27 protein-coding genes, 1 pseudogene and 1 other annotated feature are annotated in these 23,340 nt (G+C 35.9%); of the genes and pseudogenes, 24 read left to right on the top strand and 4 right to left on the bottom strand.

Annotation, left to right across the window (positions count from 1 at the left end; all coding sequences use genetic code 11):
- Nucleotides 1-182: 182 nt before the first annotated feature.
- The 3 genes from A33I_RS06335 (at nt 183) to A33I_RS06330 (ending at nt 2,912) form a co-directional block, all read left to right on the top strand.
- Nucleotides 183-1,232, top strand: a complete 1,050-nt coding sequence (locus A33I_RS06335; protein WP_022627645.1) for a serine hydrolase domain-containing protein — start codon at nt 183-185, stop codon at nt 1,230-1,232.
- A gap of 109 nt (nt 1,233-1,341) precedes the next feature.
- The gene (locus tag A33I_RS21260; protein WP_235806170.1) at nt 1,342-1,902 is read left to right on the top strand and encodes a gluzincin family metallopeptidase; all 561 of its coding nucleotides are present in this window, start codon (nt 1,342-1,344) and stop codon (nt 1,900-1,902) included.
- Nucleotides 1,899-2,912 (top strand): gluzincin family metallopeptidase, encoded by a 1,014-nt coding sequence (locus tag A33I_RS06330; protein WP_235806169.1) that lies wholly within the window; start codon nt 1,899-1,901, stop codon nt 2,910-2,912. The genes A33I_RS21260 and A33I_RS06330 overlap by 4 nt, the downstream gene beginning before the upstream one ends.
- A 196-nt stretch (nt 2,913-3,108) precedes the next feature.
- On the opposite strand, the gene A33I_RS06325 is transcribed toward A33I_RS06330, so the two are convergent.
- On the bottom strand, nt 3,109-3,948 hold the full coding sequence (locus A33I_RS06325; protein WP_022627644.1) for a tyrosine-type recombinase/integrase: 840 nt from the start codon (nt 3,946-3,948) through the stop codon (nt 3,109-3,111).
- A 431-nt stretch (nt 3,949-4,379) separates the two neighbouring features.
- Between A33I_RS06325 and A33I_RS06320 the strand changes: the two genes are divergently transcribed.
- From A33I_RS06320 to A33I_RS06310, 3 genes are read left to right on the top strand one after another with little or no spacing between them, the layout of a single operon-like run.
- Nucleotides 4,380-4,619 carry a PLD nuclease N-terminal domain-containing protein gene (locus A33I_RS06320; protein WP_031311473.1) on the top strand — a complete coding sequence of 80 codons (240 nt, stop codon included), beginning with the start codon at nt 4,380-4,382 and terminating at the stop codon, nt 4,617-4,619.
- Nucleotides 4,616-5,521: an ABC transporter ATP-binding protein gene (locus A33I_RS06315; protein ID WP_022627642.1), complete on the top strand. Its 906-nt coding sequence runs from the start codon at nt 4,616-4,618 to the stop codon at nt 5,519-5,521. The genes A33I_RS06320 and A33I_RS06315 overlap by 4 nt, the downstream gene beginning before the upstream one ends.
- Nucleotides 5,518-6,306, top strand: a complete 789-nt coding sequence (locus tag A33I_RS06310; RefSeq protein ID WP_022627641.1) for an ABC transporter permease — start codon at nt 5,518-5,520, stop codon at nt 6,304-6,306. Before A33I_RS06315 ends, A33I_RS06310 begins: the two co-directional genes overlap by 4 nt.
- A 434-nt stretch (nt 6,307-6,740) precedes the next feature.
- Here the strand turns inward: A33I_RS06310 and A33I_RS06305 are convergent, their stop codons facing one another.
- Both A33I_RS06305 and A33I_RS06300 read right to left on the bottom strand, forming a co-directional pair.
- Nucleotides 6,741-7,451 carry a nitroreductase family protein gene (locus A33I_RS06305; protein WP_022627638.1) on the bottom strand — a complete coding sequence of 237 codons (711 nt, stop codon included), beginning with the start codon at nt 7,449-7,451 and terminating at the stop codon, nt 6,741-6,743.
- 110 nt (nt 7,452-7,561) lie between these two features.
- Nucleotides 7,562-7,975: an RrF2 family transcriptional regulator gene (locus A33I_RS06300; protein ID WP_022627637.1), complete on the bottom strand. Its 414-nt coding sequence runs from the start codon at nt 7,973-7,975 to the stop codon at nt 7,562-7,564.
- Nucleotides 7,976-8,268: 293 nt separating this feature from the next.
- Between A33I_RS06300 and A33I_RS06295 the strand changes: the two genes are divergently transcribed.
- From A33I_RS06295 to A33I_RS06265, 8 genes are all read left to right on the top strand, one after another.
- Nucleotides 8,269-8,775, top strand: coding sequence for a hypothetical protein (locus tag A33I_RS06295; RefSeq protein WP_022627636.1), 507 nt, complete (start codon nt 8,269-8,271; stop codon nt 8,773-8,775).
- Between the two features lie 280 nt (nt 8,776-9,055).
- On the top strand, nt 9,056-9,676 hold the full coding sequence (locus A33I_RS06290; RefSeq protein ID WP_022627634.1) for an NAD(P)-dependent oxidoreductase: 621 nt from the start codon (nt 9,056-9,058) through the stop codon (nt 9,674-9,676).
- Between the two features lie 180 nt (nt 9,677-9,856).
- Complete coding sequence (locus tag A33I_RS20800) at nt 9,857-9,997, top strand: hypothetical protein (RefSeq protein WP_022627633.1); 141 nt, start codon at nt 9,857-9,859, stop codon at nt 9,995-9,997.
- A gap of 214 nt (nt 9,998-10,211) precedes the next feature.
- Nucleotides 10,212-10,406, top strand: coding sequence for a hypothetical protein (locus A33I_RS20795; protein WP_022627632.1), 195 nt, complete (start codon nt 10,212-10,214; stop codon nt 10,404-10,406).
- On the top strand, nt 10,373-11,011 hold the full coding sequence (locus tag A33I_RS06280; RefSeq protein ID WP_022627631.1) for a hypothetical protein: 639 nt from the start codon (nt 10,373-10,375) through the stop codon (nt 11,009-11,011). The genes A33I_RS20795 and A33I_RS06280 overlap by 34 nt, the downstream gene beginning before the upstream one ends.
- A 922-nt stretch (nt 11,012-11,933) precedes the next feature.
- On the top strand, nt 11,934-12,449 hold the full coding sequence (locus A33I_RS06275) for a DUF6773 family protein (RefSeq protein ID WP_022627630.1): 516 nt from the start codon (nt 11,934-11,936) through the stop codon (nt 12,447-12,449).
- 3 nt (nt 12,450-12,452) lie between these two features.
- On the top strand, nt 12,453-12,647 hold the full coding sequence (locus tag A33I_RS06270) for a helix-turn-helix transcriptional regulator (RefSeq protein WP_022627629.1): 195 nt from the start codon (nt 12,453-12,455) through the stop codon (nt 12,645-12,647).
- Between the two features lie 147 nt (nt 12,648-12,794).
- Complete coding sequence (locus A33I_RS06265; RefSeq protein ID WP_022627628.1) at nt 12,795-14,153, top strand: sodium-dependent transporter; 1,359 nt, start codon at nt 12,795-12,797, stop codon at nt 14,151-14,153.
- Between the two features lie 97 nt (nt 14,154-14,250).
- On the opposite strand, the gene A33I_RS06260 is transcribed toward A33I_RS06265, so the two are convergent.
- Nucleotides 14,251-14,508: a hypothetical protein gene (locus A33I_RS06260; protein ID WP_022627627.1), complete on the bottom strand. Its 258-nt coding sequence runs from the start codon at nt 14,506-14,508 to the stop codon at nt 14,251-14,253.
- A 272-nt stretch (nt 14,509-14,780) separates the two neighbouring features.
- Between A33I_RS06260 and A33I_RS06255 the strand changes: the two are divergent.
- The 10 genes and pseudogenes from A33I_RS06255 (at nt 14,781) to A33I_RS06210 (ending at nt 23,055) form a co-directional block, all read left to right on the top strand.
- Nucleotides 14,781-15,102 (top strand): annotated as a pseudogene (locus tag A33I_RS06255) (DUF2512 family protein).
- A gap of 378 nt (nt 15,103-15,480) precedes the next feature.
- Complete coding sequence (locus tag A33I_RS06250) at nt 15,481-15,924, top strand: MarR family winged helix-turn-helix transcriptional regulator (RefSeq protein ID WP_083477605.1); 444 nt, start codon at nt 15,481-15,483, stop codon at nt 15,922-15,924.
- 20 nt (nt 15,925-15,944) lie between these two features.
- Nucleotides 15,945-16,157, top strand: a binding site (T-box leader).
- A gap of 40 nt (nt 16,158-16,197) precedes the next feature.
- Nucleotides 16,198-17,451: a tyrosine--tRNA ligase gene (gene tyrS / locus A33I_RS06245; RefSeq protein WP_022627623.1), complete on the top strand. Its 1,254-nt coding sequence runs from the start codon at nt 16,198-16,200 to the stop codon at nt 17,449-17,451.
- 818 nt (nt 17,452-18,269) lie between these two features.
- The gene (locus A33I_RS06240) at nt 18,270-18,746 is read left to right on the top strand and encodes a cell wall hydrolase (RefSeq protein ID WP_022627621.1); all 477 of its coding nucleotides are present in this window, start codon (nt 18,270-18,272) and stop codon (nt 18,744-18,746) included.
- 135 nt (nt 18,747-18,881) lie between these two features.
- Nucleotides 18,882-19,235: a spore coat protein GerQ gene (gene gerQ, locus A33I_RS06235; RefSeq protein ID WP_420796753.1), complete on the top strand. Its 354-nt coding sequence runs from the start codon at nt 18,882-18,884 to the stop codon at nt 19,233-19,235.
- Between the two features lie 532 nt (nt 19,236-19,767).
- Entirely contained in the window at nt 19,768-20,244 is a 477-nt protein-coding gene (locus A33I_RS06230; RefSeq protein WP_022627619.1) for a GNAT family N-acetyltransferase, read from the top strand.
- Between the two features lie 566 nt (nt 20,245-20,810).
- Entirely contained in the window at nt 20,811-21,326 is a 516-nt protein-coding gene (locus tag A33I_RS06225) for a GrpB family protein (RefSeq protein WP_022627618.1), read from the top strand.
- Nucleotides 21,327-21,692: 366 nt separating this feature from the next.
- Nucleotides 21,693-22,106: a tetratricopeptide repeat protein gene (locus A33I_RS06220; protein WP_022627617.1), complete on the top strand. Its 414-nt coding sequence runs from the start codon at nt 21,693-21,695 to the stop codon at nt 22,104-22,106.
- A 139-nt stretch (nt 22,107-22,245) separates the two neighbouring features.
- On the top strand, nt 22,246-22,500 hold the full coding sequence (locus tag A33I_RS06215; RefSeq protein WP_022627616.1) for a DUF4190 domain-containing protein: 255 nt from the start codon (nt 22,246-22,248) through the stop codon (nt 22,498-22,500).
- Between the two features lie 174 nt (nt 22,501-22,674).
- Nucleotides 22,675-23,055 (top strand): hypothetical protein, encoded by a 381-nt coding sequence (locus A33I_RS06210; RefSeq protein ID WP_022627615.1) that lies wholly within the window; start codon nt 22,675-22,677, stop codon nt 23,053-23,055.
- Nucleotides 23,056-23,340 lie beyond the last annotated feature (285 nt).

The raw sequence follows: 23,340 nt of genomic DNA, 5'->3' as shown, positions 1-23,340 counted from the left end.
CTACCGTTATAATAAAACCATATAACAAATGGTCAACCAGAAATATTTTCTTATCTGGCTGACCTTATAATACGAAAGGGGCAGGTTAGTGTAAGAAGGATTAATTGTATTTATAGTAAAAAATGTTAACTTTTGTACTTCTAACGGAAAGTTTAAAAAAATATTTATATGGAAGGGGAAATATGGAAACGAGAATTAAGAATATTTTAGTGTCTAAGCAAAAAAGAAATAACGATTCAAGTATCCTACTTGGTATTGTTAATCAAAACGGGAGACAGATATATTCAGTAGGCATAGACGATAAATCAAATATACCTGTTGAAGACAGAATTTTTGAAATTGGTTCTATTTCTAAAGTTTTTACTGCTGTATTTTTACAGACAATGATAAGGGATAATATAGTTCAATTAGATGACTCCGTATTAAAATATCAGCCAAGTTATATCCGAGCATTTTCAAATAATAGAAAAGAGATAACGTTACGAGATTTAATTACCCATCAATCAAATTTACCGAGAGATGCTTCAAATATTAAAGTGCAAGATAGAATGAATCCTTTCGCATCTTATCAAGCCAAGGATTTAGACCAATTTTTGTCAAACTTTCAGTTAAAGAAGTATAAAAACAAATGGAAATATTCGAATGTTGGTGTAGGGTTTTTAGGAAATTTACTAGCAAGTGTTCTTGGTACAGAATATGAAGAGGCAATAAATGCTCGGATTTGTAAACCATTAGATTTGCATAACACTTTTATTAATATAAGTGATAATAATCAGCGAAGAGTAATCAAAACGTATATGAAAAACAAAGAAATACCTCCATTTTCTATTCCTGCTCTACCAGGAGCCGGTGGATTGAAAAGCACATTAAATGATATGTTGACTTTCATAGAAGGAAATTTAGGATTAACAGATAATCCTTTACAACAAGTTTTTAACCAAACTCATAAAATACAAAATAATATTAGAGTTGATAATAATACACATATGGGATTGGGATGGATGATTTCCAAAGATAAACAAACACAAGATTACATTCATTGGCACACTGGTGGTACTGTCGGATTTAACACCTATATTGGAATGAAAAAAGAAAAGAAAATGGGTATTATTATTGCCACTACTCAAAAACATTCAATGTGGAAATTAGTTAAAATCCTGTTGGGATTAGGAGAAACAATTGGAGAGGATATTGCCTTCGAAGTATATAATTACTTATTATCAACGGAATAATTTTTATATGAGATTAGAATTTCTTAGAATTAATATGATCAGAAGATAACTTCTTTAACTAACGGGTAGCTTTAATTTAACAAATAGAAAAACCTGAGGAGTGTTGATAGTGTCTTCACAAACTACTATAAATGTATTTTTAGAAGAACAAAATAGGAAGATTGAGGCTCTATATAAACCTGTTTTGATAAGTCATTGGATGGCTGCAACAACGGGGGAAAAAGAATGGAGTGAAAAACATAAAAAGGCTCTAAGCCAATACTTCGCTAATTTCTCAGATCCAAAAGCATATAAAGCCGTCTTATCTTACAGAGAAGATAAACAGGTCAATCCGCTTCAAAGACGTCAATTAGATGACTTATACAATATGATGGTAAAAAATCAACTTGATCCAAGCATAACAGCTAAAACGATGGAATTAGAGAAGGCCATATCCCATGAATTCAATACATATAGACCAATATTAAAAGGGAAAGAAGTAACAAATAATGAAATCCTTGATATCCTTAAAACGAGTATTGATAGTGAGCAAAGAAAAGGAGCTTGGCTTGCATCCAAACAAATTGGAAAGAAGATAGAAAATACTGTATTGCAGCTGGTATATAAGAGGAATAAAGATGCACAGGCTTTAGGTTACGACAACTTTTATAAAATGACACGCAAGAATTGAACATAGATGAATTATTCAAAATTTTTAATAAGCTAAAGGTGTTATCTGATGAACCCTTTAGACGTGTTAAAGATGAAATTGATGCAGAATTATCTATAAAACTAGGGGTAACAAAAGAAAAAATTCGCCCTTGGCATTATGTTGATCCATTTTTTCAGGAAGCGCCTCCTGTTAGTGGGATTGATCTGGATCAGAATTACAAGAATAAGAACTTGGAGCAAATAGTCATTAGCACTTTTGAATCCATGGGTTTAGATATTAAGGATATCCTTCAACAAAGTGATTTGTATCCCCGCGATAATAAAAACCCGTTTGGTTTTTGTACGAATACGGATCGTAGGGGAGATATACGGGTTCTTGTAAATATTGATGAAAGTGTTTTCTGGGCAACTGCATTATTACATGAATTTGGTCATGCAGCCTACTTTAAATACATTGATGAAAAATTGCCGTTTATTCTCCGGTTTCATTCACATTCGCTAACGACAGAAGCTATCGCCATGTTTTTTGGCAGAATGACGAAACGCCTAGATTGGCAACAGCGTTTTCTTAAGGTTGAGCAACTTGAGAATTTAGATCCTTCAATAAAGAAAATGATGCAAAGGCAGATGTTAGTCAACGCTCGATGGATTATTACATTTTGTTATTTCGAGAAGGAAATGTACGAAAATCCAGATCAAGACTTGAACAAACTGTGGTGGGAACTAGTCCAGGAGATTCAGTTTATAAGCCCACCTGAAGATACAAGCTATCCAGACTGGGCTTCTAAAATGCACTTTTCATTGGCTCCGGTCACATATCAAGATTATATGTTAGGGGAACTAACAGCATCCCAGCTTCAAATTTATATAGAAAACAATATAGCGAATGACTTGTTTGTTCCTGAAGTGGGTCTATATCTGAAAGAAAACTTTTTCAAAGATGGAGCTTTGTTGAACTGGAATGAGAAGATAAAAAGAGCAACAGGAGAGAATTTAAATCCACGATATTTTATTAATCAATTTTTATAGGGCCATCCATTATAAAAACTGTCTAAGGTTTGGTTAGGGAGCTTCTAAGAAGTATAAAATGAAAATCAGTTACTGTGCTAATTGGACCGTCGGTTAACCTAAAAGCACTTTATGAAAAATTAAACTTAATAACTTAAACTAACGGGTGCGAGAATTTAAAGAACAATACTTCCCAAGTGCTGCTCTTTGGTCATGCTTAAAAGTATTTTCTATATAAGTCTTGTCTAAGTCGTCCACTCAGTTGGGCATAGATCCGTGTCGTCTCCGTTTTTTCATGGCCGAGTAAACTCTGTATGACATCAATAGGGGTTCCATTGTTTAATAAATGAGTGGCATAACTGTGTCTAAGCTGATGAGGGTGTATGGTTTTATTAATGCCTGCACGGCTTGAAATACGTTTTTTGATATACCTCATTTGAGCGATGCTCATTCGATGAGGTGATCGATCTGTAACAAAGATCGCAGGGTCATTATCTTGGCGGATGTTGATGTATCGTTTTAACCAGATGTCACATTTGATGTTAAAGTACACCTCACGTTCTTTATCGCCTTTCCCTCTAACAATAGCAGAACGATTAGACCAGTTAATACAATTCTTGTCCAGAGAGACAATCTCACCAATACGGCAGCCAGTTGAGAACATAAACTCAAACAGCGCTTTCTCCATTGGCATTTTACAAGCTTCCCTAAGATGTTCAATCTCTCTTTCTGTAAGGAACTTGGGTATTTGTTTCCCGACTTTTGGTTCCTTAATCTTATAAGCTGGGTTTGAGGGAATGTGTCCCTCTTCATGTGACCACCGAAACAAGGACCACATGAATCGAATTCGATGGGCTAAGCTAGACGGCTTTAAATGTTCGCTTGATTCCGCTAAATACTCCTTTAATTGATTTGTAGACAATGATTCAATCGCCACATCAGTAAAATAACGAATAAGAAGACATGATTGAAGCCGGTAAGCTTTTAACGTTTGAGAAGAGAAACCTTCAATTCGTTTATCAGATTCATAGGTTTTCCACGCTTGTGATAAGAGCATTTTAACCCCTCCTGTATAAGTCTTTACAGGAATTATTGACGTTTTTGTTTCAAAGAATACAATAAACAATGTAATCACATAAAAGGAAATTAATGTTAAACCGAGGGGCAGGTTTCTTTAATGTAATGATGTTTGTTTTAATATCCTAAATAAAAATGTTCAGCGTTAAGAGCGTAACAGAGAAAGTATTTGCTTGTATTGACGATGTAACGGGGGGGATAAAATTGAGTGAAAAAAAGCCGAGATTAGCATTAACTGGTTCTTACCGGATGCATCAATATTTCAACTTTATTTCTCATCCAATCACCTTTTTTGTTAATTTTATTCTCATTATAAATAATGAGAATTGCTATTGCAATACTCCCCGACTTATTTTATCATTATTGATAATGATAATAATAATAATTAAATTAAAAGGGGGAATGATGGGTTTGCAACTACATTATGGATTAAATGACCTCAAGGACTTTGATCTTATGGGTATTCTACCTATTATATTGCCAGTTATTATGGTGGGTATGCTTTTAGTTTTAATTGCATTAATCGATTTATATCAACATAGGAAGACAAGAAAAGATGTGCTTATATGGACGCTAATTATTCTTTTTGTAAATACTCTCGGACCTGTTCTGTATTTTGTTATAGGAAGAAAGGATAGTGAGAAATCTTGAAATTAGAAATTAGAAATGTAACCAAGTCATTTAAAGGAAAAATTGCTGTCAATAATTTCTCGATGGAAATGCAATCGGGGGAATGTGTAGGATTAATTGGACCAAATGGAGCGGGCAAATCCACATTAATAAAAGTGATTTCAGATATTATTAATCTGGATACAGGTGAAGTTTTATTAAATGGGAAAAAAATATCAGAAATGAAGAAAGACATTGGCTACCTACCTCAGTACCCTAATTTTTACCATTGGATGACTGCGAGAGAAACCCTTATGTTTATGGGGCGGCTTTCAGGATTGAATAAAGAAGAATTAAAAAGATTAATTCCGAATATTTTGACAAAGGTTGGATTAAGGAGTGAAGAAAACTCAAAAGTTGGTACTTTTTCTGGCGGAATGAAACAACGACTTGGTATTGCGCAAGCCTTACTACATAAACCATCACTTGTTGTTATGGATGAGCCAGTATCTGCATTAGATCCCATCGGCCGAAGAGAAGTACTTAATCTAATTGAAGAAATAAAAAACGATACAACCATTCTATTATCTACCCATATATTAAGCGATGCCGAAGAAATCTGCGAACGATTTATCATTATAAAAGATGGAACAAAGATAGAAGACACAACGATTACTGAACTCTTAAATCGCAATAGTGAAAATAAGTTAATAGTGGACATTTCAGCAAAGGATCAAAAGTGGATTGACGTTGTAAAGAAATTGCCTTATGTGAAGGACGTAGAAGTTATTGGGCTTAAAGTTAAAGTGAAGGTTGATAGTATTGAAAAACACAAAAACTTATTACTACAAAATGCACTTGAACATAAAGTCGACATCCTTCAATTCAAAATGAATAACGACACTTTAGAAGAAATCTTCTTAAAATTGGTGGTGCAGAAATGAAAAACTTAACTGTACTGATAGAAAAAGAGTATGTTCAAATGCTACGTGATTCGAAGATAATCTGGTTACCGGTTGCTTTTATCTTATTAGGGGCAATTCAGCCGGTAGTGACTTATTACTTGCCAGCAATTCTAGAGGAATTAGGCGGAAGTCAGGGAATTATCATTGATCCAAGTATGACAGTACAAAAAGGAAGTGAAGTACTAGCTAGTACTTTGGGGTCTCAGTTTGATCAACTTGGGCTTATGATTCTAGCGATTTCTATGATGGGCATAATACAAACGGATAAAGCTAACGGCATGTTGGCCTTTATTTTAACACGGCCTGTTAATGTTACTTCATATATAGGTGGAAAAGTGGTAACAAATTATTTGCTAGCAGCTTTTAGTGTAACGATTGGATACTTTACCTCATATCTATATGTAAATTATCTATTTACTACTGTTCAATTTTCACACATGCTTACTGGATTATTATTTTATCTAGTATGGATATTGTTTATTGTATCTTTTACAACGTTGATTAGTACTATTTTTCACAGTCAAGGTATTATTGCGTTAATTTCTATTGTTTTCCTTATAGGGTGCAGAATGATTGTCGGATTGAGTCCAATCATTGATCAGGTTAATCCAGCGAGTTTGAGTAAGCATGCTATGGAAATTCTAATTACGGGTGTAGTAAATCCTAACACAGTAGGGAATGTATTATTAACATTCGTCGGGGTTTTATTTATCCTTTTAGTGACGTACTATTGGATTTTACTTAAAAAATTTGATCATGAATAAGTAGAGTACATTGGAACAAGAATTACATAACGATTATTCAAGGGTAGTAAAAGATGCTATTACAGATACCTTTAATAGATATCAAGCAGAAGAAGAATGGCTAAAAAATGAGATTGAAGCAAAATGAGATTGAAGCAAAATCAGATTGTTAAACTAACGGGGGCGTTAGTTCAAGAGGAAACGATAAAATTAAAAGCGGATAATTTCTCCGCTTTTTTTTAATTATTTTTCATTTTGCAACTTGACATGGAGCCTCTACGGGTATGCAGTTTCAGCTTAAAAGCCAGCAGAACCAATTGTTGGCTTTGCCGAACAGGCTAGCATTCCCGTTGAGTTTTGCTATACTCTGCACTTTCATTCGGGGGCCCTTTGACGTGATTTTTATGCTTCAAATATTGAAAGGGTCGAGGTGCTGTCCCCTCGACCCTTCCTTTTTATTCAAATCGATTCCAATTTATTAAGTCATCAAGCGGAAGGCGAGTTTTTTCAAAACCTGCTTTCGCGCCTTTGCCTAGCGAGATTAACATGATAGCTTCGTAGTTTTCCGGTACATTAAATTCTTTTTTGAATTTTATTTCATCGTATCCACCCATCGGAACTGTATCATAGCCTTTTGCTTTAGCTGCCAGCATTAATTGCATGGAGACAAGTCCACCGTCAATATGAGCAATTTTCGCTAAGCGTTCTTTAGAAAAAGATCCGTAACCATCCAAAATGCTGTTAACATACATGTCTTTTACGTCTTCTGGCATTCTTCCCTTTTCAGCGATTGCACTATAAATACGATCTGCATTCTTGTATGCATCTCTGTCTCCAAGGACTGCGATGACCACGGAAGCATCTACAATTTGTTGCTGGTTATTGGCGATTGGCAGCAAACGCTCTTTTTCCTTTTGATCTTCAATAACTAGAAATCTCCATGGTTGAAGGTTGCTAGATGATGGTGCTAACGTAGCAGCTTCAAGAATCTCTAAGACTTCACTTTTATCCATATTGAATTCAGGGTCATATTGTCTTACTGAACGGCGTTCTTTCGCGACTGTCAGAAAATTTGTGTCCTCTAATTGTTTTGGCGCTTCTTTTGTTGTATCAATTTCTTTTACTTTATTTAAATATTCTTCTTTACTCATTTTTTTAATAGACATATTCATTTCCCCTTTAACTGTATCTTCTAAAGGAACAGTATAGGTTGTTAACTGTTCCTTTGTCAACTACAGTTAACCAAGACAAAATAAAAAAGCGAAACAGCTATGTTTCACTTTTTCATTAAATCAGCTATGGTCTTTTGTTCTAAACCGGCAACGACCCATCCTTCCATTTCATCACGTAATGTACAGAGGGATTCACGAGTAGTCTCAGCAAAACATTCTTTACTTTCAACATTAAAGAACCCCTTAGGAAAGGTTTCCGCTTTCATTGCATCATATACTTCGGACAATTTGATTTCATTTGGATCTTTCACAAGAAAATACCCACCGTCTCGGCCTTCTTTCGCCTGGATTAATTCGGTTTTGACCAGATGCCTTAATATTTTTCTTAAAAAGACAGATTTAGAATTAAGTTTCTCTGCTAATTCTCCGCTCGGACATAGTCCTTTGTTATTAGCAAGCACGACGAGTGCCTGAATGGCAATGCTAAACCACTTTGTACTCGTTACCTCTTCACTCATTTTTTCACCTCTTCATCTACATTTTATTCTGAAACATCCCCCATAAAAAGTCAACGTGTTTAGGACCGATGTGTTAGAGGGACAGGCACCTCGACCCCATTTCTTTAACAAGGGATGATTTTTTCCTTTGTTAACAAAATATCATCTTCTTGTAACGCTCTTATTTGCGAGGAAGGTAGTATCATAGGAAATAAATGGTTTAATTTTGGTGGGAAACATTTATAATTAAAATAGTTTTCAGACCATTACTTACATTCATATCATATGAGAATTTCCGTTAGGAGCTGAAATGTTTGAAAAAAATACCTCTGTATTTTATGTTTGTCACAATGTTATTTATCGTAGCTTGTAGCTCGGAGGAAACGCTCGAAACCAGTTTACACTTACCAGAAGGTTTACCTTCGTTTGTTCAAGAAAGTGATTTCACCGAAATTGACTGGGAAAGAAAAGCAGTTGAATTTGGAGAGAGGGAAATGCTAGGAAATGAAAACAAATCTGGTGTTATTGGTGCAAATACATCATCTGTAAACAGGGAAAAATGGATGTGGCATTTATGGGGTATTGAACATAGAGAGCTAACGGTTGTTGGATTCCATAAGGAGACGCAAACGATTCACCAAGTGCTGTATAAGGGACCAAGTGGAGATCCTTATTGGTCAGGTGTAACTGGTGGAGAAAATAACGGGGCAGATATACATATGCCTTCTAATGTAACATTACCCGAAAAGGGAGAATGGGCTTTTTTACTTTATACAAATGATGAGTTATTTGATATTTTAGTTTTTGATATTATAAGTTAGAAATAATTAACTAATTAAGATGACCCCGAATTGAAGGTGTGTTTTGTGTACTATTAAGGCGTTAATAGGAGTGCAGTGCATTTCTTATAATACTTAGGGAGCGCGAAGATGAAAAACAAAAAAAGAAATAGATACGGCCAAATTAGAGATACTCTCATTCTAATTGAATTAATTGGTGAAGCACTTTGGAACACCATCATGTTTATACCCCGATTGATCATTCGCTTGTTTAGTAACAATGACGAATAGAACAATTAATTTTATAAAGGAGGGTTATAATTTGAATATATTAATCTTAGGCGCAACTGGACGAGTTGGAAGTCAAATACTAACTCATGCCCTTCATGATAGACATCATGTTACTGTATTAGTTCGCACTCCAGAGAAGATTCATATAAATAGTGAAAATGTAACCATTGTTCAAGGAAATGCTTTAAATGAAACTGATATAATACGTGCAATGCATGGGATTGATGTAGTAATTAGCGCACTAAATACTGATGGCACTACCACTCTATCAGAAAGTATGCCACTCATTATTAAATCAATGGAAAGCGAAGGTATACAACGATTTATTACAGTAGGAACCGCAAGGATCTTACAAAGCAGAACTACGCCAAATATACTCCGTTATCAATCTAGTGAATCGAAACGTAAATCAACCCGTGCTGCAGAAGAACATCACAAAGTTTACGATATTCTGAAACAATCATCACTCGATTGGACGATTGTATGTCCTACATATTTGCCAGATGGAGAAAGAGAAGGTAAATATCGAATTGAACGTAATGTTTTGCCAGAAGGTGGTATGAAAATATCAGTTCCTGATACAGCAGAATTTACGTATCGTCAACTAGAAAGTAACAATTATATCCACTCACGTGTAGGAATTGCCTACTAATAATATGCTTATTATTACTTGCTGTCACAAGGTAAAATTTATTATTTTTGAAAATTGTACTTAAACAAACGGAAGCATTCCTAATGTTAAGCTAAAGAGGCAGGTTAGTTAAATAAGGTAAAGTTAATATTTCTTTAAATAGATTTGAAAACATGCTCAAATAGGTAGGGGGATCAAAGGATGTCTGGAATCAGCTACAGTATGATAATGGTTGCCGTAGTACTCATAACCTATCTCTTTGTCAGGCATAAAGGTGAGAAGAAAAAGCAGGAGAATTTTCTAAAGATGCTCATTCCATTTTCTATTGTTATCCTTCTTTAACTCCCTACTCAATTAACCGAGTCAGAAGAGCCAGCTTACCTGCTTTTCGTTAGTTTACTTGCCCTCCTTTCCATGGGTTTTGTCCATTTCGAGAAAAAAACACTCTTTATAGTTACTGTTATATTGGCACTCGCTGGGCTGATTGTGTATTTTATTTCACTGATCTAAACCCTTCCTAAACGTGAAGATACTAACTCTGTAAAGGAGGCTTCTGATGGATGCAGACCAACCACTCACGCTAAAAATCTTCAAATACATAACGTCTAAATTTTCTGGCGCTGGATTGCTATTATTTATCTTATTTATTATTTTGCTCGTATTCTCTACAGGCTTTAATCTTTATCAATTAGTAGAGGAGCTTTCTAGTCCAAACATATGGTTCCTTATATATATATATATGGAGTGTTAAGTTCGATCGTTATTGATGTGATCGTTCATAAAATACCGAAATTAAAAAGCAAGTTAAACGTTTCAGAGGACACTTTTAAAGCCAGCCTTTATGCCGTTTCCGGGTTTGGCGTGTTTCAAATATGGGGTTTAGATCCGTTTACGATCTTTGCTGGAGTGATCGGAGCAGGGAGCGCGTTCATTTTTTACTTAGGTACGAGGGCTGCCGAGCAAGTAAAATCATTTCGCTATCTATTTGCTATCCTCATTCCATTATTTATCTGCATCCTTTTAACGATCGACTTTACATCGAAGAGCGGGTGGACAGAAGAGCGAACCGACACATCCTACACAGCATCATTTGATTATTTGAATGGCAGACATGAAATCCCGATTGACTTAGAAGAAGGGCAATTATTTATCGTGACGTATGAATTTAACACTACAAACGGAGCAGGCCATGGCTTTCATATTCGAAATGATAAAAACCAATATGTCGGAATGGACCATATAAGTGATGACCCATTCCTATTGCAATTACACGTCGAAGAAGCAGGGACCTACAAGGTAGTTGTCACCGGCTACAAAGTAAGAGGCAACTTCACGGTTGATTGGACCATTGAATAAATTCAAAGAAACAAGAATGTAGCCGCCACCCACCAATTGTGATAACTAAATCAATCACAAAACGACTTATCCTCCAAGGATAAGTCGTTTTGTGGTGTGTTTTCTTTTAAAGAGATGAAGCACTACCGGGGGAAACTATCTGAATAAATCTTCCTATAGGCAATGTCGATCTCCGCTTCAGGCACACCCTTTCCGCGGGCGGACCGCGAGCCTCCTCTGGCTTTCGCCCTGTTGGATCTCCCTGGTAACGCACATCCCGCAAGAGTCGTTGCCTTCCGCTCCAATCAACGGAGGAAGTATGTTAATAAGTGGTTCCTCCCATAGGTGATCGCTTATTAGAAACCTTTACAAATGACACAGAGGAGAACCGTAATGATATTTTATTAAAAGACTCAAATTAAATCATGCCACTAAATACTTTTACGAAGCAAGTAACCTAGCGGATGTACGATACGTAGACTCCAGCGGTGCCTAGAGCAAGGCTGAGATCCCACAGGGCTTTAGCTCGAGGAAGCTCACCAGCTCCACACGGAAAGCGAAGTATCGTTCAGGAGAGGAGAATCTGCTATAACCCATGTTTAAAGGATTTAAGGCATATTAAGCATTTTAAGCTTTGAAGCTGTTACCACATCACTCCCACATAATAACCATATAGAGCAATCACTTAGCGGATGAAATATGCGTAGACTCCAGCGGTGCCTAGAGCAAGGCTGAGATCCCACAGGGCCTAAGCCCGAGGAAGCTCAGCAACTCACCGCTGAAAGCGAAGCATATTTCAGGAGCGGTATATATAGACACTACATTAATCTGTTTAAATAAAATCATTAAACCGCAAAATATAATTATCACAATGTAATATATACATTGCATAATGTTAACTATAGTGTATAATAAAGACATACAGAATCTGGAGGTGTTCACTATGGCACTATGGAACAAAAAGCCTGTCGATGAACGAGTCACAACGACCCAAAACAAGATTTACCGCGAGATTTATTACCTTGTCATGCTCATTACCCTGGCCTCAGTCGTATTCAAATTCATCACAATTGGTACAACAATCAATGTCGTCCTCACTGAAGTATTGATTTTGCTAGGCGCATCCACCTATTACCTGATTCGCTCAACCTCACTTGGCATCTATTCAGAAGAGGTAGAAATACACGACAGCCACAGTAAGGTAACAAGAAACAAAAAGAACTTCTACTGGGGTCTCGCAATAGGGCTCGCTCTAGCTCTTAGCTTCGCAACAAACAGCGCGGTTAATTATGCGGAAGGGACTCAGCAAGCGATCCATTATTTCGTTCTTGTCTTTTTCGTGTCCCTGTTCATTTACGCACCGTTTTTCATCATGTTTACTGTGATTACCCACAATGCGGCGAAGAAACGAAGTGATCAAGTAAATCAAAAACTCCTTGATGAAGAAGAGGTAAAGTAGGCGATGAAGAATGTACGGCTAAAGATCGCACGAACAGAACATGATTTATCACAAGCGGAACTGGCAAAGAAAGTCGGTGTCACAAGGCAGACAATTGGCTTGATTGAAGCAGGGAAATACAACCCGACGCTGCAGTTATGCCTTTCCATATGCAAGACGCTCAATAAAACGTTAGATGAATTATTTTGGGAAGAGTAAAAAAGCGGCCGCTTTTTGTCTTTATAAATAAAAGTTAGAATGGTAAGAAATTTCCGGTTGTTCTGTAAGTAAAGCTTTGTTACTATTATGAGGTTGAAATTTTTTCTGTTGGAACGCAGTAAAGTATAAAAGTAGGAGTTGAAAGGGTTGGAAACGCAAAACGAACAATGGTCGTCAAAGCTAGGATTTATTTATGCGACGGCTGGTACAGCAATCGGACTAGGAGCCATCTGGAAATTCCCTTATGTAGCAGGGACAAGTGGAGGAGGCGCCTTTTTCTTATTATTTATTTTATTTACTCTTCTGATAGGGCTACCTTTGTTAATCGGAGAATTTATTCTTGGCCGCAAAACAGGTAAAGATGCGATTTCTACTTATAAAGAGCTCGCTCCAAAGTCAGCTTGGGTTGCAACAGGCTGGATTGGTGTCATCACTTGCTTTATTATTCTTACCTTTTACAGTGTAATCGGCGGCTGGATCTTAATTTATTTAATGAATGCAATCACGGGGCAGTTATCCGGCTTAAGTGTGGATCAGCTCGGTGTGGAGATGGGTGAGATTATTGCGAACCCATGGACGACATTAGGAGCGCAATTAGTATTTATTTTGTTAACAATCATTGTTGTCGCAAAAGGAATTCAGCAAGGTATTGAGCGTGCAAGTAAAGTCATGATGCCGGCTTTATTTGTTTTATTACTCATTATTGCTGTTAGATCACTCAGCTTAGACGGGGCAATGGAAGGGGTACAATTCTTACTGCTTCCTGACTTCTCAAGCATCACATCAGAAACGATCTTATTTGCATTAGGACAAGCTTTATTTGCTTTATCACTTGGGATCTCGATAATGGTCACGTACAGTTCATATGTACCAAAAACCCAAAGTCTGCCGCTTGCCGCAGGTTCGATTGGAATCATGAATATCTTTGTAGCACTTCTCGCTGGGTTAATCATTTTCCCTGGAGTGTTTACGTTCGGACTAGAGCCAAGTGAAGGGCCGCAGCTCATTTTTGTTGTTCTGCCAGCCATCTTCGAGCAAATGATGTTTGGACAACTATTTTTAATTGCTTTTCTGGTCTTGTTCTTAATCGCTGCACTTACATCAGCCTTCTCATTACTTGAGATTATTGTGGCAAGTCGTGTAAAAAAAGAGATGAGCAAACGTCAAAAAGCAAGCTGGATCATCGGTATAGCTGCTTTTGTATGTGGAATTCCTGCCTGCCTATCTTTTGGAGTCATGGCAGATGTCGAGATTTTCGGCCTGACATTCTTTGATGCAGCCGATCAATTAGCGAGTAATATTTTGATGCCGCTCGGGGCGCTGTTAATTTCTATTTTTGTCCCGCTTAAATTAAGCAAAACAACGCTTTTAAACGAATTGAAGCAAGGGTCATCGGTTGCTTCTAAGCTGTTTATGACATGGTATTTCCTTTTAAAATATGTAACACCTATTGCGATCATCGTTGTATTTTTAGATGCCTTAGGTTTGTTTTCATTGTTTTATTAAGTAAAGTGAGCGCCCTTGCAGTACATAACACTGCCGGGGCTTATAAGGTTAATTATCCTCTTAAGGGAAAACGCCAGTAAAAGGCGTTTTCCTTATTTTATTGTTTATTGCGTTTGTTGTTTTGCTGGTTCTTATTTTGCCCCGTCATTATACTAACTGCATTTATTGTTCCATCCACAGCACTCATTGCAATGTTTTCTGTTGCTTCTAATGCATTATGCATTGTTTCAAACGCAGAACCTGCCGTATTTTTAATGCTTTGTGCAACTTGATGATTTTGCTGCTGGTTTTGGTTGTTTTGTTGTTGATTTTGTTGTTGGTGTTGGTTTTGATTTTGGTTTTGCTGATTAGCCATGATGATCTCACCTCCTGCCATTTATATAATGTGAAATTTTATTGCTGTTTATCCAACGTAAGCTATAGTAAACAACAGTTCTATTCTATTTCTTATCAAGAAGTAAACGCTGCCTCATTACCATAATAGTCCATTTGAACCGATTTATATAAAGGTGTTTTACTGTTCTTCCGTAAGTGTAAAGAACAGTAAGCACAAAAAAGTACCAGGTGGAGATAAAGATGGAACATCTCTAAACGTTACTCATCAAAGGGGCTGCAACACTCATTCTCTTGTACTTGGTACTCGGGCTGGGACTTGGAATGGCGTTTGAAAATGTCCTGCTTATTACCCTTGTGTTAGGTGTAGTATCTTATATCGCAGGAGACTTAGTTATTTTGCCTATAACAATTAATAAGAGATGGCGTGTTAGCATTTGTAGTCATTTGGCTGATGGGAATAGCGTTTGGTTTTTCAGGAGGAGCCATGGCCATAACAACCCTAGTCGCCGCTGCTGTAATGGATGCATTTGAATTCTATTTCCATGCTTATATTGCAAACAAAGAAGTCGGGATGAACCGCTCAGGCAGTCCCAAATGGCAAAAAGATACCTAATAAAGAATAAAAGCATTAGAGCTAGAGCTCTGATGCTTTTTTCGGTTGATGAAATGTTAATATTTCGAGTATTTAGAGGGTATATTTATAGCTAAAAACCAAAGACACTTAAATACAATAATCTGTTGTATACGTTAACCGCAAATAAAATCATAGGACTCGAACCGTTAAGAAGAAGGAAAATAAAAATACAATATAAAAGGGCAGTAGAGAATTCTCTCTTTAATTACAATATTGCTTTTTAGTGTTTTTTTTGATACTATCGTTTCATAGCTAACGATTATGAAAATTTAAAAGGTGGTGGTTAGTATATATTCTTTTAATGATGATGGTGAATTGCTCCAAGAAGAGAAAGAGACAATTAATAAATTGTCTAAAATGACCTTGGATTCACTTAATTTAGGTGCTATTTCTGTGGTGACTAACCTCTATCGAGTGGCCCAAGGATTGCGAAACAAAATGGAACGAGAAGTACTATCGAAGCATGGGCTTTCATGGACATCGTTTTCAATATTATATGATTTATGGATATGGAACTCAGTAGAAACAAAGAGGTTAGCAGAGTTAAATGCTGTTTCTAAAGCTACAATTAGTAATATTACGAATACGTTAGAAAAGAAAGATTTTGTGTGTAGAAAAACAGATACGAGAGACAGAAGAATTACCTATTTAACAATGACGGATAAAGGAACGAAGATTATGGAAGAACTATATCCGCAATTTCATAAAGGAGAGGTAGAGATTGTTTCTAGCTTAACTGTTAAGGAACAAAAAGACGTTTCTGAATTATTAAGACGAATAATAAAAGAAAATCAATTTTAATTAATTCAATAAAATAAAGCAAAAAAGTGATGATAGGAAAATTAGTAGGAGTTACCTCCCTGTTTCAGAGAGTCGATGGTTGCTGTGAATCGACACAAAGGTAATCTGAATTACATTCCTAGAGCTTCCTTGTATGAATTCATTGATACAAGGACGGACGAGCCGTTAATCGTTGAGTGGAAGACCATATTCTTCAAAAAGGGTGGAACCGCGTGAAAATTCACGTCCCTTTAGAGAGGAGTATGGTTTTTTTATAATTAGGAGGTTATGAAGATGAAAAATGTATTGGAACAACTGAATGAAGAACAATTAGACGAAGTCAAAAGACAAATGACAATATACACACAAGGTGTGCAAGAAATTATCCCTACGGAGGAGTTAAAGCTAAAGGTAGCAAAGTCTATTTTAGAAAACAGACCACTTAAAATTAAATTAGGATTAGACCCATCTGCTCCAGATGTACATCTTGGACATTCTGTCGTGTTAAAGAAGATGAGGCAGTTTCAAGAGAACGGACATATAATCCAACTACTAATAGGTGATTTCACAGGTAAAATCGGTGATCCAACTGGCAAGTCGATAGCAAGAAAACCGTTAACAGATGAAGAAGTTAAGCATAACGCTAAAACCTACTTTGAACAGTTTGGAAAAGTAATGGATATGGATAAAGTCGAACTGCATTACAACTCAGAGTGGCTTTCAAAATTAACCTTTGAAGAGGTCGTTCAACTAGCAGGTAAGATAACAGTAGCAAGACTAATGGAAAGAGACGATTTTGAAGAAAGAATTGCTCTTGGCAAGCCAATTTCATTACATGAATTTTTCTACCCATTAATGCAAGGGTACGATTCTGTTTTATTAGAGAATGATATTGAACTTGGTGGAACAGACCAACATTTTAATATTTTAATGGGAAGACACTTTCAAGAGAAGTTTGGGAAAGAAAAGCAAGTAGCAATGCTTATGCCTTTATTAGAAGGGCTTGACGGTGTAGAAAAAATGTCTAAATCAAAGAAGAACTACATTGGTATTGATGAAAGTCCACAAGAAATGTACGGAAAAGCGATGTCCATTCCAGATGATTTAATGAATAAATACTTTGAACTAATCACAGACTTCTCTTCTGAACAAATAGAAAAGGTAAAAGCTGATATTGATTCAAATGAGCTACATCCTAGAGATGCAAAAATGCTTCTAGGGAAAACAATCGTAAGGATGTACCACGGAGTAGAAGCTGCAGAAAAAGCAGAACAACAATTTATATCAGTCTTTCAAAAAGGAATAATCCCTAAAGAGATGCCAATTGTTGAATGGGAAGGCAATCTAGAAGTGCCAATTCTAGATTTTCTAGTAGATTTACATTTATTAAGTTCGAAAAGTGAAGCCCGCAAGATGATTGAGAATAAAGGAGTAAAAATAAACGGAGTGAAGGTTGAAGATACAGGGTTACGAGTTCCTATTGCCGAAGGGTTAGTTGTACAAGTTGGAAAACGGAAGTTTGTAAAGATAAAAAGGCGGTCTAAATGACTGTCTTTTATTAAAATCTTTCTAAATTTAATTCTATTAAATAGTAATATAGTAATAAATTTCAACTTAAGGAAGCTTATATCTTGAGTTTAACTCACGTACGCTTGCTTGTAGATCACTATAAAAAAGTTTTTTATTTTACAGGGATCTATTCACTTGGGGAGACGAACATTCATTATATAGTCAATTTAAAGTAGGGGATGTAAATGTTGGATTGTTTGAACGCAAGCAAATGGCTTAAGCTGCTGGATTTCCTTATTCTTCAGATGACCCTCGGGTGGATAGAGTGGCATGTATTCTTAAAGTAGAGAGTGTAGAAGATAGTTATAACGAATTAAAAGAAAAAGTTGAATTTGTTACGAAAACCTAAAGAGCAAGAGAATTGGGATATTAAAATCGCTCATTGTAGAGATATTGAAGGGTCTCTTATTGAAATTTTTGAATATTTTTAGCTGCAAAGATTAAGAAATCAAAATGTCAGTTTTAAAAATCTAGCACGAGCCATAACAGCCTAGTCGACGCTGCTGTAATGGGAGTATTTGAATTCTATTTCCACACCTATATTGCAAACAAAGAAGTCGGAATGTGCAGCTTAGGCAGTCCTAAATGACAAACAGAGCACCAAATAGGAGGGTTGCTTCTTGTGTTGGTCGAAGATACATTTTGGTTCGTTAAATGTTAAAAAGTTCAATAATCGAGGTAGATGACATAAGTCATTTACTTTTTTTATATTTAATTTTCAAGGTTTGGGCGGTAAGGCAAGCTACGAAAACTGCCTAAAAGTAATAGGCTACTGTATAAGCAAAAGAGGTGAGAAAATGGGTAGGCGAATCAAACATACTGAAAATGATGTCAATGCTTTAGCAAGGCTCATGATGTCGGAGGCGATTGGTGAAGGTCCCGAAGGAATGGAAATGGTTGGAACAGTTGTGGCCAATCGGGTTGAGGCAGACTGTGAGCCTGACTTCAACAATTTACGTAATATCAATCATGCTATTTATCAAACCATACCGGGAACGGGAATTCCTCACTTTGAGCCGGTTTTAAATGGAACCTTGTATACACAGCGTCCGACAGAAGAAGACCTACAGAGGGCCAGGAATTTGCTGCAAGGTCATCGGAACCCACGAGCCCGAATGAATTTATGGTTCTTTAATCCAAGTCCGGGGCAAGCATACCGAGATCCTTGTACCCCTACAATGCCAAGATCCCCGATGACGCAGTTCGATCATGCATACAGGAATCATTGCTTCTATGTCGGTGTACCGGGCTATTGCCCAGAGTTTTATAGATAAATCAAAAAAGGAGATGGACTTCACATGAATTACGGAAACTCTAATTTTCATCAAATGAGCAATCAAACTGGTTTTCAATCAGCTGCAATGACGGGGAATGAAGCACCCCAACAGTTTACTGGCTTCCAGGGGGGAATGCCTTCTGGACCTGCGTATGCAACGCCAGTGGTTCCTATGGGAACAGGACAGCAGCTCTTTATGGGCAGAGTGGAAGAATCGTTTATTGAAAATATCCTGCGCTACAACAAAGGCAAGGTGGGTACTTTCTACTTTACTTACCAAGGGAACAGCGAATGGAATGCAATGGTTTACCAAGGCCGTATTGAAACAGCTGGCCGTGACCATATCATTATCAGCGACCCTGTTAGCGGCAAACGCTACCTGCTGATGATGGCAAATCTTGACTGGGTAGAATTTGATGAACGAATTAACTATCCTCACACAGAAATTAGTCCGGAAATCCAGGCGTCTATGGAAGTATCGGAGTAATGGAACAGAACACACTATAAAAAAACGGTTGTCAAAATGAACTGAGCCACGTCATGTAGACAGTGGAAATATTAAAAATGATTTAAGCGGCTTAAGCTTTATATCCTAAAGGCGGGTTAATCGTTATTGTTTTATTAGATCATATAACCCCGTAAACTAAACAAGGTAGAGGTTGGTGAGCACACAGTAAATGGTTATACCATTCAAGAGACGATTGCATTAAATGTGATCGTCTTATTATAGTGGACGGATACTGAGTAATAATAATTCTTGCATTTTCAAAAAAATATAGTTTGTTTTCGGGAGTAATAAAAAATTATGGAAATAGGTTTCAATTGCATTCCTTCAACAAGGAATGCTTATTTGTTTGTCAACGAAAAGGAAATTAATGTTAAAATAAAGGGCAGGTTAGTGCATTAGAAATAACTAAGATGTTTAATAGTTTTTAAACACAGAGAGTTAAACACAGAACGTCACGAATATATGTTCGTTGTGTTAACTTGCAGAAAAATAAAAAGGGGAATAAGGATCTATGAAAACAGTAGATTACGTAAAGTTAGAACATTTTTCGGACAAATATTTAGAGGATTTAAAGTCTTTTCAACTTCCTGAAGAACAAGCAAAATTCACTGCCTTACCGAGCAAATATTTCAATGTCACAGAAGGACAATATAGAATTGTCATAGTAAACCAGAATGAGTCTGTGGGCTTCTTTTTATTACATTCAACGGAACGTGTAAAGGAGTATTCAGATAACCCAAACGCAATGTTGTTAACTTCACTATCTGTTAATCAGAAGAAGCAAGGAAAAGGGTATGCTAAACAGGCTATGTTTGTTTTGAGTGATTTTGTTAAATCTGAATTTCCTAACTGTAATGAAATTGTATTGGCTGTTAATCATAAAAACATTACTGCTCAGAGACTGTATTCCAAAATAGGTTATAAGGATACGGGCAGGAGAAAAATTGGTCCTATTGGTGAACAGTTTATTATGAGTTTTTTGTTGTAATTTAACTTACTCTTCAACTAACGGGTGCGATTGCTTAATAAAGGGTAATCGCTTCTTCTTGGTGAAGTAAAGGAGCTTGTAAGTTGAATTAAGGTTAAAAACTCATTTGCCAATATGCGGTTAGGGGGTATTGGGGAGTTTAGCTTTAGAAAGGAGATGATTTTTTGTCAGATAAAACGAATAAGAATGTCAACAAGTATAACAACAAAAGAGAACGATACTTCAATGAGGTATTATCTATTTTTATGGCATTCATCGGTTTGTTATTAGGAATTATTTCTCCATTAACTAATTATATTACTGTACCTTTTTCTATTATAGTGCTTATATATGTAATATATATAATAAAGAAAAGAAGATGTAGGTTATCTAAAGATTAAGATGGCGGGGAAAAATGCTTAAGATAATTGTAATAGCACTACTCTCTGCTTTGACACAACGGGTGCATTCCTTCAACAAGGAATGCTTTTTTGTTTGTCAACGAAAAGGAAATTAATGTTAAACTAAAGGGACAGTTTAGTTGAACAAAGAACCTTTTAATCTGAATGAGTTGGGGAGGGCAGAAAATGGATAAGGAAATAATAATTGAAGAGTACAACCCAAATTGGTCAAAACAATTTAAACTTGAAAAAGTGAAACTAAAGGAAACATTATCTGATAAGGTTATATCAATTGAACACATAGGGAGTACGTCTATTGAAGGGTTAGGGGCTAAACCCATTTTAGATATTGCTATTGGAGTAAATCATTTGGAGGTAGTTAACGAGTTCATTGAGCCTTTAAAACAAATTGGGTATGAATTTGTTTACCATAAAGAGTTTTCTGAAAGACGTTTCTTTAGAAAAGGAAAGTGGAGGGCTGGTACACATCATTTGCATTTTTATCAGTTTGAAAGAGAACCTTGGAACCATCAAATTTTGTTCAGAGATTATTTAAGAAACAATCCTGATGTTTTAAAAGAATATCACCAATTAAAGGTAAATTTAGCAGAAGAGTTTCGTTTTGATAGAGTTTCATATACCGAAAATAAGGCTTCTTTTATACATAATGTATTACAAATAGCCAAGAAAGCAGAACAATAAGTACAAATCTTACTGTGCTAAAGGGTAGCGACCCTTGAAGAAGCAAGGGATTCTAATTCTTAGTGAAATAACAAACCAGCACCTTTCAAGCTAGTATTGCTTTTTTCTTTGTCATGAAAAAGAAAATCATCTTCGCGTACAAGAGCAAGGAATGCTTCTTATTAAAATTACGGTTGCGTTAGGAAAGTTATGGGCTGTAAGAGAGGCAGCTCGTTTTATGCCTATTTTTGGAAGATGGTGCAAAATATAGGAGCAGGTTTGGAGAAGAAAAAGGTATAGTATTGGAGATGAAATTAATGAAAAAACAATTAGAAAGCAATTGATTTACGAAAAAGGGGAGACTACAAAGAATCGAACGAATTACTAATGAGATTAGCAGAGGAGTTTCCTGATGATGCTTCAATTCACTATCAATGTGCTTGGAGTTTTGACATATTAGGAGAAGAAGCTAAAGCAGTTCCTTTTTATGAAAAGGCTATTAAATTTGGGTTACCACCACAGGACTTGGAAGGAGCCTTATTGGGTTTAGGTAGTACTTATAGAACATTAGGAGAATATAAAAAATCAAAAAGTACGTTTCTAAAAGGGATTGAACTATTTCCTGATAATAAAGCAATCCAAACGTTCTATTCAATGACCTTATATAATCTTAATGAACATAGTAAAGCGATGGAGCTATTATTAAAATGCTTAATAGATACAACGAAAGATCCTGAGCTTTCCAGTTATAAAAAGGCAATTGAATTCTATTCGGATAAATTAGATGAAATATGGAAGTAGTTTGTAAATAGATATACTGCACTAACGGGTGGATATGTAATAAAAGTTATCGGCATTACTTGTTGAAGTAACGAGACAGTATAGTGATACAACAATTAGAAAATATAATTATATACATTCATAAAGATGGGTGATGGTTATGCATTGCAAAAGTTTAGAAAAAGGAACTAACGGTAAAGCATTAGGTTCTTTCCTAACAGGCATTTCAGCGATTATAGGTCTGTTCTTTTTCAAGGAAGGAACGATTCTTAGTATCGTTGGTTTAATGCTTGGTGTAATAGGCTTGAAAGAAATAAAACGATACGAACAAAAAGGAAATAAATTAGCTTTAGTTGGCACATTTTTTAGTTTGATAGGTTTCATAGGTTTCACTATGTTTATCGTATGGTCTTAATATGATTTTTATAGTTGAAAAATTGAACAAACAGTTGCATTCCATCAACAAGTGATGATTATGCAGAGGAAAGGAAAAAAATATATAAAAAAAAAGGGTAGGTAAGTTTAAAAAGGAACATCATTGGAATAAGTATTTTCACTAGTTAAACAAATAAAAACGGGGGTACTGTGGGTGCAAAAATGGTTTGGTTCTTCAGGAGTTTGGATTAATGAAAATGGACAGTTGTTAATGGTCTTGAAACTCATTATGAAGTTTTTAATTTCTGTACTTATTTTCTGGTTAATTGTATATTACGGTAATGAGTTTATATTCTTCTTTATGACTCAAAACAATTATTCTTTAATTATATTTATAAACCTTCTTATCCTGGCTCTAGCCATTTTTTCTAGCTTACTAGTTAGTAAGAATATATTCATATTAATAGCAAGTGTATTTTTAGGTTCTTCCTTTCTTGGTGTATTTGATTATTTCCTTAGTACAAGTATGGTATTCACTATGACTTTAATCATTCTATTCATAAATCAAAACCTATGGAAGCAAAAAAATACTTAACTTTATTACCAAGGGATGAGATAAACGATTCTCATAAAGAAACCCGCATGGTTGAACAAGTCGATAAATAAACATGACTTAGCTCAAGCAGTGATATATCATTTGAATATGTTGGAACAGTAGACTCTCCACAATTGCGAAAATTTTATTTAGCTAAGGCTGACGGTGAAGAGTTTATAGTTCGAGTTTATCAAAACAATAGGAAGGTATTAGATGCTTTTAGTCTTACTGAAAAACCCCATTTAGCTGAACAATTTCAAAATTCCTATGGAGTTGATTGGTAAG

The organism is Alkalihalophilus marmarensis DSM 21297, assembly GCF_000474275.2.
Lineage (GTDB): Bacteria > Bacillota > Bacilli > Bacillales > Bacillaceae_D > Alkalihalophilus > Alkalihalophilus marmarensis.
This window is presented reverse-complemented; position numbering and strand designations above follow the sequence as displayed.